Source organism: Geodermatophilus sp. SYSU D00815, from assembly GCF_054050035.1.
In genome coordinates this window covers 235,290-249,236 of sequence record NZ_JBJGYO010000007.1, presented here as the reverse complement: position 1 = coordinate 249,236, position 13,947 = coordinate 235,290, and the positions used below count along the sequence as shown (strand labels likewise).

At 76.3% G+C, this 13,947-nt stretch carries 15 protein-coding genes and 1 pseudogene; 12 read left to right on the top strand and 4 right to left on the bottom strand.

The window, feature by feature from the left end:
- Positions 1-132, top strand: a pseudogene (locus ACI78S_RS11360) (IS481 family transposase); the annotation flags it as partial.
- Here the strand turns inward: ACI78S_RS11360 and ACI78S_RS11355 are convergent.
- A complete protein-coding gene (locus ACI78S_RS11355) occupies positions 129-695 on the bottom strand; it encodes a type 1 glutamine amidotransferase domain-containing protein (RefSeq protein ID WP_456973232.1) in 567 nt (188 codons plus the stop codon). The pseudogene ACI78S_RS11360 and the gene ACI78S_RS11355 overlap by 4 nt on opposite strands.
- 62 nt (positions 696-757) lie before the next feature.
- On the opposite strand from ACI78S_RS11355, the gene ACI78S_RS11350 reads away from it, so the two are divergent.
- From ACI78S_RS11350 to ACI78S_RS11325, 6 genes are all read left to right on the top strand, one after another.
- Positions 758-1,498, top strand: a complete 741-nt coding sequence (locus ACI78S_RS11350) for a hypothetical protein (protein ID WP_456973230.1) — start codon at positions 758-760, stop codon at positions 1,496-1,498.
- A complete protein-coding gene (gene proC / locus ACI78S_RS11345) occupies positions 1,495-2,322 on the top strand; it encodes a pyrroline-5-carboxylate reductase (RefSeq protein ID WP_456973228.1) in 828 nt (275 codons plus the stop codon). The genes ACI78S_RS11350 and proC overlap by 4 nt, the downstream gene beginning before the upstream one ends.
- A 366-nt stretch (positions 2,323-2,688) precedes the next feature.
- Positions 2,689-2,928: a helix-turn-helix domain-containing protein gene (locus ACI78S_RS11340; protein WP_456973226.1), complete on the top strand. Its 240-nt coding sequence runs from the start codon at positions 2,689-2,691 to the stop codon at positions 2,926-2,928.
- A gap of 316 nt (positions 2,929-3,244) precedes the next feature.
- Complete coding sequence (locus tag ACI78S_RS11335) at positions 3,245-3,343, top strand: 30S ribosomal protein bS22 (RefSeq protein ID WP_012854759.1); 99 nt, start codon at positions 3,245-3,247, stop codon at positions 3,341-3,343.
- An 11-nt stretch (positions 3,344-3,354) separates the two neighbouring features.
- Positions 3,355-4,461 carry an NAD-dependent epimerase/dehydratase family protein gene (locus tag ACI78S_RS11330; RefSeq protein WP_456973224.1) on the top strand — a complete coding sequence of 369 codons (1,107 nt, stop codon included), beginning with the start codon at positions 3,355-3,357 and terminating at the stop codon, positions 4,459-4,461.
- Positions 4,454-5,365: a lysophospholipid acyltransferase family protein gene (locus ACI78S_RS11325; RefSeq protein WP_456973222.1), complete on the top strand. Its 912-nt coding sequence runs from the start codon at positions 4,454-4,456 to the stop codon at positions 5,363-5,365. Before ACI78S_RS11330 ends, ACI78S_RS11325 begins: the two co-directional genes overlap by 8 nt.
- A 100-nt stretch (positions 5,366-5,465) precedes the next feature.
- On the opposite strand, the gene ACI78S_RS11320 is transcribed toward ACI78S_RS11325, so the two are convergent.
- The 3 genes from ACI78S_RS11320 to ACI78S_RS11310 form a co-directional block, all read right to left on the bottom strand.
- Positions 5,466-6,425: an HAD family hydrolase gene (locus tag ACI78S_RS11320; RefSeq protein ID WP_456973220.1), complete on the bottom strand. Its 960-nt coding sequence runs from the start codon at positions 6,423-6,425 to the stop codon at positions 5,466-5,468.
- A gap of 98 nt (positions 6,426-6,523) precedes the next feature.
- Positions 6,524-7,771: a DUF5667 domain-containing protein gene (locus ACI78S_RS11315; RefSeq protein ID WP_456973218.1), complete on the bottom strand. Its 1,248-nt coding sequence runs from the start codon at positions 7,769-7,771 to the stop codon at positions 6,524-6,526.
- A gap of 85 nt (positions 7,772-7,856) precedes the next feature.
- Entirely contained in the window at positions 7,857-8,657 is an 801-nt protein-coding gene (locus ACI78S_RS11310; RefSeq protein ID WP_456973216.1) for a sigma-70 family RNA polymerase sigma factor, read from the bottom strand.
- 201 nt (positions 8,658-8,858) lie between these two features.
- Between ACI78S_RS11310 and ACI78S_RS11305 the strand changes: the two genes are divergently transcribed.
- The 5 genes from ACI78S_RS11305 to hemC all read left to right on the top strand — a co-directional run bounded on the left by ACI78S_RS11305 (position 8,859) and on the right by hemC (position 13,919).
- Positions 8,859-10,388, top strand: coding sequence for a class I adenylate-forming enzyme family protein (locus ACI78S_RS11305; protein ID WP_456973214.1), 1,530 nt, complete (start codon positions 8,859-8,861; stop codon positions 10,386-10,388).
- A complete protein-coding gene (locus tag ACI78S_RS11300; RefSeq protein WP_456973212.1) occupies positions 10,385-10,630 on the top strand; it encodes a glutaredoxin family protein in 246 nt (81 codons plus the stop codon). Before ACI78S_RS11305 ends, ACI78S_RS11300 begins: the two co-directional genes overlap by 4 nt.
- Positions 10,631-10,891: 261 nt before the next feature.
- Entirely contained in the window at positions 10,892-11,584 is a 693-nt protein-coding gene (locus ACI78S_RS11295) for a redox-sensing transcriptional repressor Rex (RefSeq protein WP_456973210.1), read from the top strand.
- Entirely contained in the window at positions 11,581-12,942 is a 1,362-nt protein-coding gene (locus ACI78S_RS11290; RefSeq protein ID WP_456973208.1) for a glutamyl-tRNA reductase, read from the top strand. The genes ACI78S_RS11295 and ACI78S_RS11290 overlap by 4 nt, the downstream gene beginning before the upstream one ends.
- Entirely contained in the window at positions 12,939-13,919 is a 981-nt protein-coding gene (hemC, locus tag ACI78S_RS11285; RefSeq protein WP_456973206.1) for a hydroxymethylbilane synthase, read from the top strand. The genes ACI78S_RS11290 and hemC overlap by 4 nt, the downstream gene beginning before the upstream one ends.
- The last annotated feature ends 28 nt before the right edge of the window (positions 13,920-13,947 follow it).

Genomic DNA, 13,947 nt, shown 5'->3' with positions numbered 1-13,947 from the left:
GGCTCAGAACGCGCCGCAGCCTTGCCCGGCTGGCTGCACGCCTACAACCATCACCGCAGCCACACCGCGATCGGCGGCCGGACCCCGATCAGCCGCATCACTGTCAACGACCTCGTGGGACAGAACAGCTAGGCGTCGACCGCCTCGTCGGCCGTCCGGCCGGCGAACTCCTCGACGATCGCGGCGCAGAACGCGTCGAGGTCGTCGGGCTTGCGGCTGGTGATCAGGTTGCCGTCGACGACGAGCTCCTCGTCGACCCAGTCGGCGCCGGCGTTGCGCAGGTCGGTCCGCAGCGACGGCCACGACGTCATCCGCCGGCCCCGGACGACGTCGGCCTCGGCGAGCACCCACGGCGCGTGGCAGATCGCCGCCACCGGCTTGCCGGCGTCGAAGAAGGCCTTCACGAACGCCACCGCGTCGGCGTCGGCCCGGACGAAGTCGCCGTTGATGACCCCGCCCGGCAGCACGAGCGCCGCGTAGTCGTCGGGGTCGGCGTCGCCCAGGGTGGCGTCGACCTTCTTGCTGTCGGCCTTGTCGATGTGGTCGTAGGCGGTGATCGTCCCCGACTCGAACGACACCAGCTCCGGCTCGGCCCCGGCCTCCTCGAGCGCCTGCCACGGCCGGTCGAGCTCGACCTGCTCGACGCCGTCGGTCGCGAGGACGGCCACCTTCATCCCGTCCAGTTCTCCTGCCATGCGGACGCGGCTACCCCTGCCCCCGAGCGAGCACACACGCTCTGAGCACTACGGTTCGCCTCGTGCGCGTGCTGACCCGGCCCGAGGTGCGCCGCCTCCTCGGCCGCTCCGTGGCGGCCCGGTTCGTCGCCGGGCCGTCGGTCGACGACGCGCTGCGCGTGGCCGGCGAGCTGGTCGCCGAGGGCCGCTCGGTGGCGCTCGAGCACGTCGCCGACGACCCCGGGGACGACGCGGCCGAGCTGGCCGCGCTCGTCGCGCGGGTGCACGCCGCCGGTCTGGCGTCCTCGTGCGACCTCGCGCTCCAGGTCGTGCGGCTCGGGGCGGCCCGCACGCGGTCGCTGGCCGCGGCGGCGGAGGCCGCCGGGCTGGGGGTCGCGCTCGCCGGCCCCGCCGACGACGTCGCGCCCCTGGCCGCCGAGCTCCCGGCCGCCGCGGTCGTCGTGCCGGCCCGCGAGCCCGGCGCCGAGGACCGCTGCCGGGCGCTCTCCGGCCGGCGCGTCCGGCTGGTCGCGGGCCGGGGCGGGGGCGCCGACCTCGCCTTCGTCCGCTGCCTGAACGTCCTGATGTCCGGCGCCGGCACCCCCGGCGTCGCCACCACCGACCTCCGCCTCCTCGCGATCGCGGGGGAGCGCGCGGCCTGGAACGGCCGCGCCCCCGACAGCTGGGAGCACGTCATGCCCTGGGGAGTCCGCACCGACGAACAGCGGCGGCTGGCCGCCGCCGGCCACCGGGTCAGGGTGAGCGTGCCCTCGGGGCCCGGTGCCCTCGCCGCGGTCGCGCGCCGGGTGGTGGGCCGGGCATGACCGGGGGGCTGGCCATCATCGGTGGCGGGAAGATCGGCGAGGCGCTGCTGTCCGGGCTGATCCGGCGCGGCGGCCCCGAGGGCATCGTCGTCTGCGAGCGCAGCCCCGACCGCGCCGCGGAGCTGGAGAGCCGCTACGGCGTCCCGGCCGTCGACCTCGCCGGCGCCGCCGCGCGCGCCCGCACCCTGCTCGTCGCCGTGAAGCCGCAGGACATCGGCACGCTGCTCGGCCTGCTCGCCGAGCACGTCGACCCGGCGCGCCACCTCGTGGTGTCCGTCGCCGCCGGCGTGCCGACGGCGACGATCGAGGGCGCGCTGCCCCCCGGCACCCCGGTGGTGCGGGTCATGCCCAACACGCCGGCGCTGGTGGACGAGGGCATGAGCGTCCTGTCCGCCGGCGCGCACGCGGGTGAGGAGCACCTGGACGAGGCCGAGGCGCTGCTGGCCGCGGTGGGCCGGGTGCGCCGGGTGCCCGAGGCCCAGCAGGACGCCGTCACGGCGCTGTCCGGCAGCGGCCCGGCCTACTTCTTCTACCTCGTCGAGGCCATGGTCGACGCGGGGATCCTGCTGGGACTGCCGCGGGCGGTCGCCGCCGACCTGATCGTGCAGACCGCCCTGGGGGCGGCGGTGATGCTCCGCGACTCCGGCGAGCACCCCGTGCAGCTGCGGGAGGCCGTCACCAGCCCCGGCGGGACGACGATCGCGGCCATCCGCGAGCTGGAACGGCACGGTGTCCGGGCGGCGCTCATCGCCGCGATCGAGGCCGCGCACGCCCGGTCGGTGGAGCTGGGACGGGAGAGCGGCGAGGGGACCGCGAGCCGGTAGCGGCGTCGGGTCGGGGCAGAACCTGATCAACAGCCAGTCACAGCAGCACCTCGGGTCGCTGCGACACGCCTGACACCATGTCGACAGACCGACATAGGTAGAAATCTGCCGAGGACCGAGCGTTCTCCCTGTCCGTTTCTTGTCTCGCTTCTGTCACGGTCGTCCCCCTACTCTCTGTGTCAGCGCGTGCGTGCCGCGTAGTCGGTGGGGAAGCCGGCTCGACGACACGCGCTAGGTCCGGAGACGAAGAACATGACCATGCCCCAGCGTCACGCCGCTGCTTCCGCCGCTCAGTTCGCCGCTCGCCCCGGTGTCCCGGGTCCGCGCCCGGTCGGCCGCCCCATGGCCGCCGCCGTCGCCCGCCCCGTGCCTGCTCCGCACCCGGCCGCCGTGCCGGTCGGCCGTCCGGTCGTCCCCGCGCCCCGCGCGGCCGTGACCTTCCTGACCGTCGCCGAGGTCGCCGCCATGATGCGCGTGTCCAAGATGACCGTGTACCGCCTCGTGCACGCCGGCGAGCTCTCCGCCGTCCGCGTCGGCCGCTCGTTCCGCGTGCCGGAGCGCGCCGTCCAGGACTACCTGCGCGACGCCTACACCGACATCGCCTGAGTCCGCGGATCGTCGCGCGCACGTCGGCCCCGCCCGGAGGCTCGGCCCGAGCGCGCGAGGGCTGAGTGGGACGAGGTCCTTCCACCCTCCGGGGCCCACTCGGTTCGACAGAGCCCACGCTCACCCCTTCGTCGGATCCGGCATCTCCCGCGGCAGCGTCGCCGCGGGACGGCCGGTAAGCTCGGGCGGCCAGCGACGGCCCGACCCCACAGCGGAGCCGTCGCGCACGAGCTGATCACCTCGCGCGGTGCCCGGCACGGCCGTCCGGCCGTCCGACCGGAGCGCCGTGCGGCCAACGACGTCGGGAGCACAGGCCATGGGTTCGGTCATCAAGAAGCGGCGCAAGCGGATGGCGAAGAAGAAGCACCGCAAGCTGCTCAAGAAGACCCGCGTCCAGCGACGCAACAAGAAGTGAGCTGAGGGCTCGTGCCGCCCGCGGTCGTCCTCGTCACCGGCGTGAGCCGGTGGCTGGGCGGTGCCCTGGCGGCCGAGCTCGCCTCCGACCCGTCGATCGAGCGGGTCATCGGCGTGGACACGGTCCCGCCGTCCGCCGAGATGCTCCGCCGGCTCGGCCGCACCGAGTTCGTGCGCGCCGACATCCGCAACCCGCTGATCGGCAAGGTCATCGCGAACGCGTCGGTCGACACGGTCGTGCACATGAACATCAGCTCCACGCCCGCCGGTGCCGGTGGGCGCGGGCTGATGAAGGAGCTCAACGTCATCGGGACGATGCAGCTCCTGGCCGCCTGCCAGCGGGCGTCCTCGGTGCGCCGGTTCGTGCTCAAGTCCACGAGCGCGGTGTACGGGGCGTCCTCGCGCGATCCCGCCGTCTTCACCGAGACGATGCAGGCCCGGCGGGTGCCGTCGGGCGGGTTCGCCCGCGACAGCGTCGACATCGAGGGCTACGTCCGGTCCTTCGCCCGGCGCCGCCCCGACGTCGAGGTCGCGGTGCTGCGGTTCACCAACTTCATCGGCCCGCGCATCGACTCGCTGCTCACCGGGTTCTTCCGCATGCCGCTGGTGCCCACCGCGCTCGGCTACGACGCCCGGGTGCAGCTGCTGCACGAGGACGACGCCCTCGCGGTGCTGGTGCGGGCGACGACCGGGCAGTTCACCGGCACGGTCAACGTCGGCGGCGAGGGAACCCTGCTGCTGTCGCAGTGCATCCGGCGGCTCGGCCGCGTCCAGGTGCCCATCCCGTCCCCGGCGCTCGGTTCGGTGGGCCGGCTGTCGCGGCGGTTCGGTTTCGTCGACTACTCCCCGGAGCAGATGCGCTTCCTCAACTTCGGCCGCGTCGTCGACACGACGGTGCTGCGCACGCGGTTCGGCTACACGCCCCGGTACACGACGGCCGACGCGCTGGCCGACTACGCCCGCACGGTCTCGCCCGTCGTCCCGCCCGAGCTCGTCGGCGCGGCGGCCGCCCGGGCCCGCGGGCTGGTCGAGCGGGTCGGGGACGGCGCCTCGGCGGTCGGTGACCGGCTGCGCCCGGCACCGCCGGCGCCCGGTCTGCGGGCGGTGCGCGATGCCTGAGGCCCGCGTCATCCCGCTGCGCCCCGAGGACGACGAGCCGCGCACCCCGCCGCCGCCCGCCGCGCCGAGCTGGGAGCGGCAGGTGGCCGGTGGCATCGAGTTCCTGCGCCGGCGGCTGACCGGCGACTACGAGACCGACGAGTTCGGCTTCGACCCCGACCTCACCGACCACCTGCTCCTGCCGCTGCTGCGCCCGCTGTTCTCGAAGTACTTCCGGGTGGAGACGCAGGGGCTGGAGCACGTGCCCTCCACCGGCGGCGCGCTGGTGGTCGCGAACCACTCCGGCACGCTGCCCGTCGACGCCCTGATGGCGACGGTCGCGCTGCACGACGACCACCCCGCGCAGCGCCGGCTCCGGCTGCTCGGCGCCGACCTGGTCTTCGAGCTGCCGTTCGTCGGGACGATGTCCCGCAAGATGGGCACCACCCTGGCCTGCAACGAGGACGCCGAGCGGTTGCTCACCGACGGCGAGCTCGTCGGCGTCTTCCCCGAAGGCTTCAAGGGCATCGGCAAGCCCTTCCGCGACCGGTACACCCTGCAGCGCTTCGGTCGGGGCGGGTTCGTCACGGCGGCCCTGCGCACCGGCGTGCCGATCATCCCGTGCGCGATCGTCGGGGCCGAGGAGATCTTCCCGATGATCGGCAACGCGAAGACGGCGGCGCGGGTGCTCGGCCTGCCGTACTTCCCGATCACGCCGACCTTCCCGCTGCTCGGCCCGCTCGGGCTGGTGCCCCTGCCGTCGAAGTGGCTGATCGCCTTCGGCGCGCCGATCGAGACGGCCTCCTACGGGCCGGCGGCCGCCGAGGACCCGATGCTGGTCTTCAACCTCACCGACCAGGTGCGCGAGACCATCCAGCACTCGATCTACCAGCTCCTGCTGCGGCGCAGGTCCGTCTGGAGGTAGCGCCGCCTGCGCGGTCGCTCCGAGCGGCGGCGGCGGCGGAACGGGACGTGGCCGCGGTGTCGCCCGGTAGGCCCTCGTCACAGCCCGCCGGGCCCGCTGCTCACCGCCAGGGGAGCCTGACGCGGCGCTTCTCGAGGACGGGCACGGGGATGGCGACCGTGTTCTTGCGCCGGACGGCGATCGCGCCGCCCACGACGCCGCCGGAGACCACCGCGGCGGCCAGCGTGGGGACGCCGATCTTCGCCGCCTTGCGGCCGGTGCGGAAGTCGCGGATCTGCCAGCCCCGCGACCGGGCGACGGCGCGCAGCTCGGTGTCGGGGTTCACCGCGACCGCCGTGCCGGTGAGCGTGAGCATCGGCAGGTCGTTGGCGGAGTCGCTGTAGGCGGTGCAGCGCGAGAGGTCCAGCCCTTCGCGCTCGGCCAGCGCCCGGACCGCCTCCGCCTTGGCCTCGCCGTGCATGAGCTCGCCGACCAGCCGGCCGGTGTACTGACCGTCGGTGACCTCGGCGACCGTGCCCAGGGCGCCGGTGAGCCCCAGCCGGTGGGCGATGATCCGCGCCAGCTCCACCGGCGTCGCCGTGACCAGCCACACCCGCTGGCCGGCGTCGAGGTGCTTCTGCGCCAGCTGGCGCGTGCCGCCCCAGATGCGGTCGGCCATGAGCTCGTCGTAGATCTCCTCACCGGCCTGCACGATCTCGGACACCGGCCGCCCCGCGACGAAGGCCAGCGCGTTCTCGCGGATCGTGTGCATGTCGTCGGTGCTCTCGTTGCCGGCGATGCGGAACTTCGCCTGCTGCCACACGAAGCGCGCCAGGTCGCGGGTGGTGAAGTACTTGCGGGCGGCCAGGCCGCGGGCGAACCAGAACAGCGACGCGCCCATCATCATCGTGTTGTCGACGTCGAAGAACGCCGCCGCGGTCGGGTCGGGCTCCACCGCGGGCGGGCCCTCGACCTCCGCTGCCGCGGCGGACGCCTCACCGGCGACGTGGGCACGCGTCTCGTGGTCGGGCAGCTCGCGCGGGATCCGCTCCGGGCGGCCGCGGAACGGCAGACGCGGCACGGGCACCTCCTCGTCCAGCGGCTGGTCGTTCGGCCGCCGCGAGATCACCTCCGACCCTAACCGGCAGCCGCCGGGGACCTCGCTGGAGGTCGGTGGTCTCAGCAGATGATCGGCGGCAGGCAGATCGGCAGCGGGAGGTCGACGATCGCCGGCGGGCCGCCGGTGCCGGTCGTCGGCGTCGCCCCGCCGCCGGGTGACGGCGTGCCGCCGGGGCGCGGCAGCGGCAGCGAGGGCAGCGGCAGGCCGGGTGCCGGCACGCCGGGAACGGACGGGCGGGACGTCGGCGCCGAGCCGGTGCTCCCGGTCGCCCCGCCTCCGGACCCGCCGCCCGGCCCGCCGCCGGACCCGGGGGAGGGGGTGCCGGCGGGCCCGCCGGTGGGCGCCGCGGGGGCGCTGGGCGGCGGCTGGTCGCCCGCGGGCTCGTCGGGCGTCGGGACGCTGCCGGCCGACCCGCCGGATGCCGCCGGCGGCGCCTGCGCGGCGCAGGCCGCGGGGCGCGGGCCCAGCGCGTCGGCGCCGTCGGTGGCCGGTCCCGCCGGGCAGGCGACGGCCTCCTGCAGCCCGGTGCCCCGGGCGCGCACGTCGGTGAGCAGCGCCAGCGACGAGTCCACGGCCTCCCGGGCGTCGCCGGGGACGTCCGGCGCGAGTGCGACCAGGCCGTCGGACTGGTCAGCGGCCCAGTCCAGCAGTTCGGTGAGGGGGGCGGGATCGCGCTGGTCGACCGCCCGGGTGGTCAGCCACGCGGCGCCCTCGGCGGTCTGCGCGTCCATCGTGCGCAGCACGTCGACCACCAGCTCCGGCGCGGCGTCAGCCGCCAGCACCGTGGTGCCGGCCGAGCCCGCGGGGACGGCGGGCAGCGCCGTCGCGCCCTCGGCGAGCAGCTGCTCCAGCTCGGCCAGGCGGATCGAGGCGAAGTCGAGCAGCGTCTGCCCGCGGGTCGAGTCGCCCGCGAGGGCCAGCTGGGTCTGCTCGGTGCCGCGCTTGACGCCGTAGAGTGGGTCGCCCGGCTGCGCGCCGCTGGAGACGCCGGCCAGCCCGGCGAGCGCGGTCACGGCGACGGCGGCGCCGGCCAGGGCCGCGGTCAGCCGGCCGCGCCAGCGGGCGGCGGCGGTCTCGACGGCCGTGGCCCCGGCGAGGCGGCGCAGCGCCCGGCGGCCGGCCGGCTCGGGCGAGCGCACCGCGGCCATCGCCACCAGGCGGGCCCGCGTGGCCTCGCGGAAGGCCGGGTCGGGCTCGCCGTCCAGGGCGGTGCCCAGGTCGGCCAGGCGGGCGACGAGCGACTCCTCCCGGGCGCGCGCGACGGCGCCGCGGCGGGATGCCGCCGTGCTGCCGTTGTGAGCGCTCACAGGAGTCCTCCGGGAGGAGTGGTGCCGTCCAGGGTGCCCAACGAGACCGGGGGCCGGGGGGTTACGCCGCCGCGGCCGGGCGCGGTCACAGCAACCCCTCCGGCAACAGCGCGGCCAGCCGGCGGACGGCGCGGTGCTGCAGCGCCTTGACGGCGCCGTCCTTCTTCCCCATGATCGCCGCCGTCTCGGCGACGGAGAGCCCGTGCAGGAAGCGCAGCACGATGCACTCCTGCTGCTCGCTGCCCAGCTGCCGCACGCAGGCGAGCAGCTGCTCGTTGGTCAGGTGCTGCACGACGGCGTCCTCCGGGCCGTCGGTGGCCCGGTCGGCGTCGCGCATGTCCGCCGTCGTGACCTCGAGCCGGAAGCGGCTGCTCTTCACGTGGTCGCGGATGATGTTGCGGGCGATCGTGACCAGCCACGCCCCGACGTCGCGGCCCTGGAACGACAGCGAGTCGATCCGCCGCAGCGCCCGCACGAACGTCTCGCTGGTGACGTCCTCGGCCAGCGCACGGTCGCCGACCCGGTGGTGGACGTAGCGGTGGACCATCGTCACGTAGTGGTCGTAGAGCCGGCCGAACGCCTCGGCGTCGCCGTCCTGCGCGGCCCGGACCAGCGCCCAGACGTCGGTGCCGCCGGTGTCGGGCACCGCGCCGACGTCGGCGGGCGCGGCGGCCTCCTCCTCGACCTCGTCCTCGGCGAGCGGTCCGGCGGCCGGCTCGGGCTCTCCGACGACGCCCGGCTCGCCCGGCGGACGGCTCTCGGTGCTCGTCCGGGGGAACGGGGTCGGGCGGGGCCGCGGTCGCGGCCGCAGGAGCGGGGACGGCCCCCCGTCGGCCGCGGGCGCGGCGGGCTGCCGCGCCGCGTCGAGCGGGCCGGGGGACGGCATGCGGGCGTTCGACCTCCTCGTCGGCCCGCTGAGCCGGCCGGCGGCTCCTCCCGTCGCGCGCTGTCCGGACCAGCGCCGCGCATGCTGCGGGGCTGCTCCCATGGTGACAACATCGCTGCAGTCCGTCCACGCCACCCCGTCGGGATGCGCTCGCGCCGTGCCCCGACCGGGTGGCGACGCAGCCGGCGATGGAGGAGAACCGTGTCCGACGGCACGACGCTGTCCGCGCTCGTCCGGGCAGCCGCCCGGGAGCGACCCGACGCGCCCGCGGTGGTCGCCGGCGGCTCCCGGTTGAGCTGGGGCGAGCTGGACGCCGCGGTCGACCGCGTCGCCGCCGGGTACGCCGCCCGCGGCCTCGAGCCGGGGCAGCGGGTCGCGGTGCAGATGCCCAACGGCGTCGACTGGCTGCGCGCGGTGCTCGGCGCGCTGCGGGCCGGGCTGGTCGTCGTCCCGGTCAACACCGCGTACACCGACCCCGAGCTCGAGCACGTGCTGGGCGACTCCGGCGCCGTCCTCCTCGTCGCGCCGGAGGACCGGCCGCCGGTCGGCGGGGTGACCGTCAGCGCCGGCCCGCCGGAGGCCGACGGGGCGGCAGCGGACCGGGAGGACCCCACCGGGCTGGCCTTCCTCTGCTACACCAGCGGCACCACGGGCCGCCCGCGGGGCGCGATGCTGACCCACGCCGCGCTGCGGGCCAACCAGGAGCAGTGCCTGGCGATGAGCCCCCCGCCGGTGCGGCCGGACGACCGGGTGCTGCTCGTGCTGCCGCTGTTCCACGTCTACGGCCTCAACGCCGGCTTCGGCCTGGTGGCCGCCACCGGGGCCTGCGCGGTGCTGCAGGAGGGCTTCGACCCGCCCGCGGCGCTGCAGCTCATGGAGCGCGAGCAGGTCACCGCCGTCCCGGGCGCACCGCCGATGTACCAGGCCTGGCTGGCCCTCGCCGACGCCGAGGGCGGCGACGCCGGCCTGCGGCGCGCGTTCGCGGCCGTCCGGATGGCCTCGTCCGGCGCCGCCCCGCTGCCGGCCGAGGTGTGGACGGCGATGCGCGAGCGCGCCGCGGTCACCGTCTGGGAGGGCTACGGCCTCACCGAGGCCAGCCCCGTGGTGGCCAGCACGCTGGCCACCGGCCGGGCCAAGCCGAACTGCATCGGCGGGCCGCTGCCCGGGGTGCAGATCGAGCTGCGCGACACGGCGCAGAGCGCCCGTGCCGCCGACGGGGAGGAGGCCGACCGGGAGGACGGCGACGAGGGGCCCGGCGAGATCGTCGTCCGCGGGGCCAACCTCTTCGCCGGCTACTGGCCCGACGGCGCCGACGGCCCGGACGCCGACGGCTGGCTGGCCACCGGCGACCTCGCCTACCGCGACGACGACGGCGACCTGCACCTCGTCGACCGGCGCAGCGACCTGGTGCTGGTGAGAGGCTTCAACGTCTACCCGGCCGAGGTGGAGCGGGTGCTCGAGGCGCACCCCGCCGTGGTGGAGAGCGCGGTCATCGGCGTGCCCGACCCGCGCACGGGATCGGCCGTCCGCGCCGTCGTCGTCGTGGCGGAGGGCCGGCAGCTGACCGCCGACGAGCTGATCGCCCACGCGGCGGCGTCGCTGGCGCGCTACAAGGTGCCGACGTCGGTGCACTTCCTGCCGGCGCTGCCGCACTCGCTCACCGGCAAGGTGAGCCGCGCCCGCCTGCGCGAGCTCGGGCTCACGGGCAGCGGGGAGCTGGTGACGCCGTGACCGGGGCGCGGCTGCAGCTGCTCACCCGGGTCGGCTGCCACCTGTGCGACGAGGCGGCCGCCACCCTCGCGCAGGTGGCCGCGGAGGCCGGGCTCGTGCCGGAGACGGTCGACGTCGACGCCGATCCGGAGCTCCAGGCGGAGTTCGGCGACCGGGTGCCGGTCGTGCTGCTCGACGGGCAGGAGCACTCGTACTTCTCCGTCGACGTGCCGCGACTGCGCCGCGATCTCGGCCTCGGCTGACGGCCTCCCGTGACCGGCCTCACCGCCTCCGGCCCGGCCCGAGGACCCCGGGAGCGCCCCTGTACGGTGGTCCTCACCACAGTGCCACCCGTCCGTGGCCGGTCAGGGCCCTGAGGGCCCGTCGGCGACTTTGTTCCTGCGTTCACAAGCGGTTACCGTGGCGGGAGCCGGGCGGCATCCCGCCTGGTTCCCCGAAATGTCGCGCACCGGAGCCGGCGCCCGCCGGTCGCCTGGCGCGCCCGCTGTGGAGTAGCAGGCCCCGTGACAGACCCCCGGCCCCGGACGATCCCGGAGGCCACCGTCGCCCGCCTGGCCGTGTACCTCCGGGTGCTCACCGGGCTGGCCGACGGCGGGCGCAGCACCGTCTCCTCGGGCGAGCTGGCCTCGGCCGCCGGGGTCAACCCGGCCGGCCTGCGCAAGGACCTCTCGCACCTCGGGCCCTGCGGCGTGCGCGGGGTCGGCTACGAGGTCCGCACGCTGCGCGACCGCATCGCGCGCGTGCTCGGCGTCGAGCGCAGCCGCGCCTGCGTGCTGGTCGGCATCGGCAACCTCGGCGCCGCGCTGGCCGACTACGCCGGCTTCGGCAGCCGGGGATTCGAGTTCGTCGGTCTGTTCGACGCCGCCCCCGCCCGCATCGGGCAGCGCATCGGCGGCGCGGTCGTGCGACCGGTCGAGGAGCTCGAGGAGGTCGTCGCCGAGACGCAGGCCTCCATCGGGGTCATCACGACACCGGCCGAGGTGGCCCAGTCGGTCTGCGACCGGCTCGCCGCGGCCGGGGTGAGGAGCATCTTGAACTTCGCGCCGGTCACGCTGAGCGCTCCCGCCGGGGTCGACGTCCGCCAGGTCGACCTCTCCGTCGAGCTGCAGGTGCTCGCCTTCCTCGGCCAGCAGCGGCTGGTCGGGGCGGGCGGGCAGCTGCTCGTCGAGGGCACGGTCGTCGGGGGGATGGCATGAGCCTGCTGGCGGTCGGCGTGAGCCACCAGACCGCACCGGTCGCCCTGCTGGAGCAGTTCGCGATGGGGCCGGACGAGACGGTGAAGGCGCTGCACGAGCTGGTCGCGGGCGCGCACGTCAGCGAGGCGATCGTGCTGGCCACCTGCAACCGGGTCGAGGTGTTCGCCGAGGTGGACAAGTTCCACGGCGGCGTCGTCGACGTCAGCCGGGTGCTCGCCCGGCAGGCCGGCGCCACGGTGGAGGAGCTGTCCCCGTACGTCACCGTGCACTACGAGGACCAGGCGGTCGCGCACCTGTTCACCGTCGCCGCGGGGCTGGACTCCATGGTGGTCGGCGAGACGCAGGTGCTCGGGCAGCTGCGCACGGCCTACGCCCTCGCCCAGGAGGAGGGCACCGTCGGCCGCGCGCTGCACCCCGTCGCGCAGCGCGCGCTGCGCGTGGGCAAGCGGGTGCACGCCGAGACGGGCATCGACCGCGCCGGCGCCTCGCTGGTCTCCGCCGCCCTGGACCGCGCCGAGGCGCGGCTGGGCGGCCTGGCCGGTCGCCCGGCCCTCGTCGTCGGCGCCGGGTCGATGGGCGCCCTGGCGGCGACCACGCTGGCCCGCCGGGGCGCCGACGTGACGGTGAGCAGCCGCACCCCCGCGCACGCCGCGCGGCTGGCCGAGAACGTCGGCGGCCGCGCCGCCGAGCTCGCCGACCTCACCACCGAGCTCGCCGCCGCCGACGTGCTGGTCACCTGCACCGGCGCCAGCGGCATCGTCGTCGGCACCGACGTCGTCGCCGCCGCGATGACCGGCCGCGCCGACCGCCGGCTCGTCGTCGTCGACCTGGCCCTGCCCCGCGACGTCGAGGCCGGCGTGGCCGGCCTGCCCGGCGTGCACGTCGTCGACCTCGCCCTGCTGCAGGGCGAGCGGCGGTCCGGCGGGCCGATCGCCGGGTCGGTGGCCGCCGACGACGTGACCGCCGCCCGCGACCTGATCGAGACCGAGCTGTCGCTGCTGCGCGCCGAGCGGCACGCCGCGGCCGTCGCGCCCACCGTGTCGGCGCTGCGCAGCCAGGCCGCCGAGGTGGTCGACGCCGAGCTGCTCCGGCTGGCCGGCCGGCTGCCCGACCTCGACGCCCGCGCCCGCGCCGAGATCGCCCGCACCGTGCGCCGCGTCGTCGACAAGCTGCTGCACGAGCCCACCGTGCGCGTGAAGGAGCTGGCCAGCGCCTCGGGCGGCACCGACTACGCCGGCGCGCTGCGGGCCCTGTTCGGCCTCGGCATCGACACCGACGTCGAGGGGGAGCACGCCACGCTGGCCGAGGCGGTCACCGTCGACCCCGACGAGCTGCGCCCGGGTGGTGGCCTGCCGTGACGACGACGCCCGCCACGACACCGCGGACCGCCACCCTGCGCCTGGGCACCCGGCGCAGCGCCCTCGCCGTCACCCAGTCGCAGTGGGTGGCCGACGCGATCACCGCGGCCACCGGCACCCCGGTCGAGCTGGTGCACATCGTGACCGAGGGGGACGTGAACCAGGCCGCGATCGCGCAGCTCGGCGGCACCGGGGTGTTCGTCGCCGCGATCCGCCGGGCGCTGCTGGCCGGTGAGGTCGACCTCGCGGTGCACAGCTACAAGGACCTGCCCACCGCGCCCGAGCCCGGCCTGGTGCTGGCCGCCGTCCCGGCGCGCGAGGACCCCCGCGACGCCCTGGTCGCCCGCGACGGGCTCACCCTCGGTGAGCTGCCGCCGGGCGCGAGGGTGGGCACCGGCGCCCCGCGCCGGGTCGCCCAGCTGCGCGCCCTCGGCCTGGGTCTGGACGTGGTCCCGATCCGGGGCAACGTCGACACCCGCATGGCCCGCGCCCTGGGGCCGGAGGCCGACCTGGACGCCGTCGTGCTCGCCCGCGCCGGGTTGACCCGGCTGGGCCGGCTCGACGCGATCACCGAGACGCTCGACCCGCTGCAGGTGCTGCCCGCCCCGGCCCAGGGCGCGCTCGCCGTGGAGTGCCGGGCCGACGACGAGCGCACCCGCGCGCTGCTCGCCCCGCTCGACGACCCGGCCACCCGCGCCTGCGTCGTCGCCGAGCGCAGCACGCTCGCCACGCTGGAGGCCGGCTGCAGCGCGCCGGTCGCGGCCTACGCCGAGGTCGCCGAGGGCGACGTCGTCGACGGCGAGCCGGTCCTCGAACTGTTCCTCCGCGCCTCGGTGACGGCCCTGGACGGCAGCGACGCCGTGCGCGGCTCCACCACCGGCCCGCTCGACGACGCCGCGGCCCTCGGCCGCGCGCTCGCCGCCGAGCTGCTCGACCGCGGGGCCGCCGAGCTGATGGCGACCCCCGCGCACCCCTGAGACCCCCGCACACGCCCTGAAGAGGGCC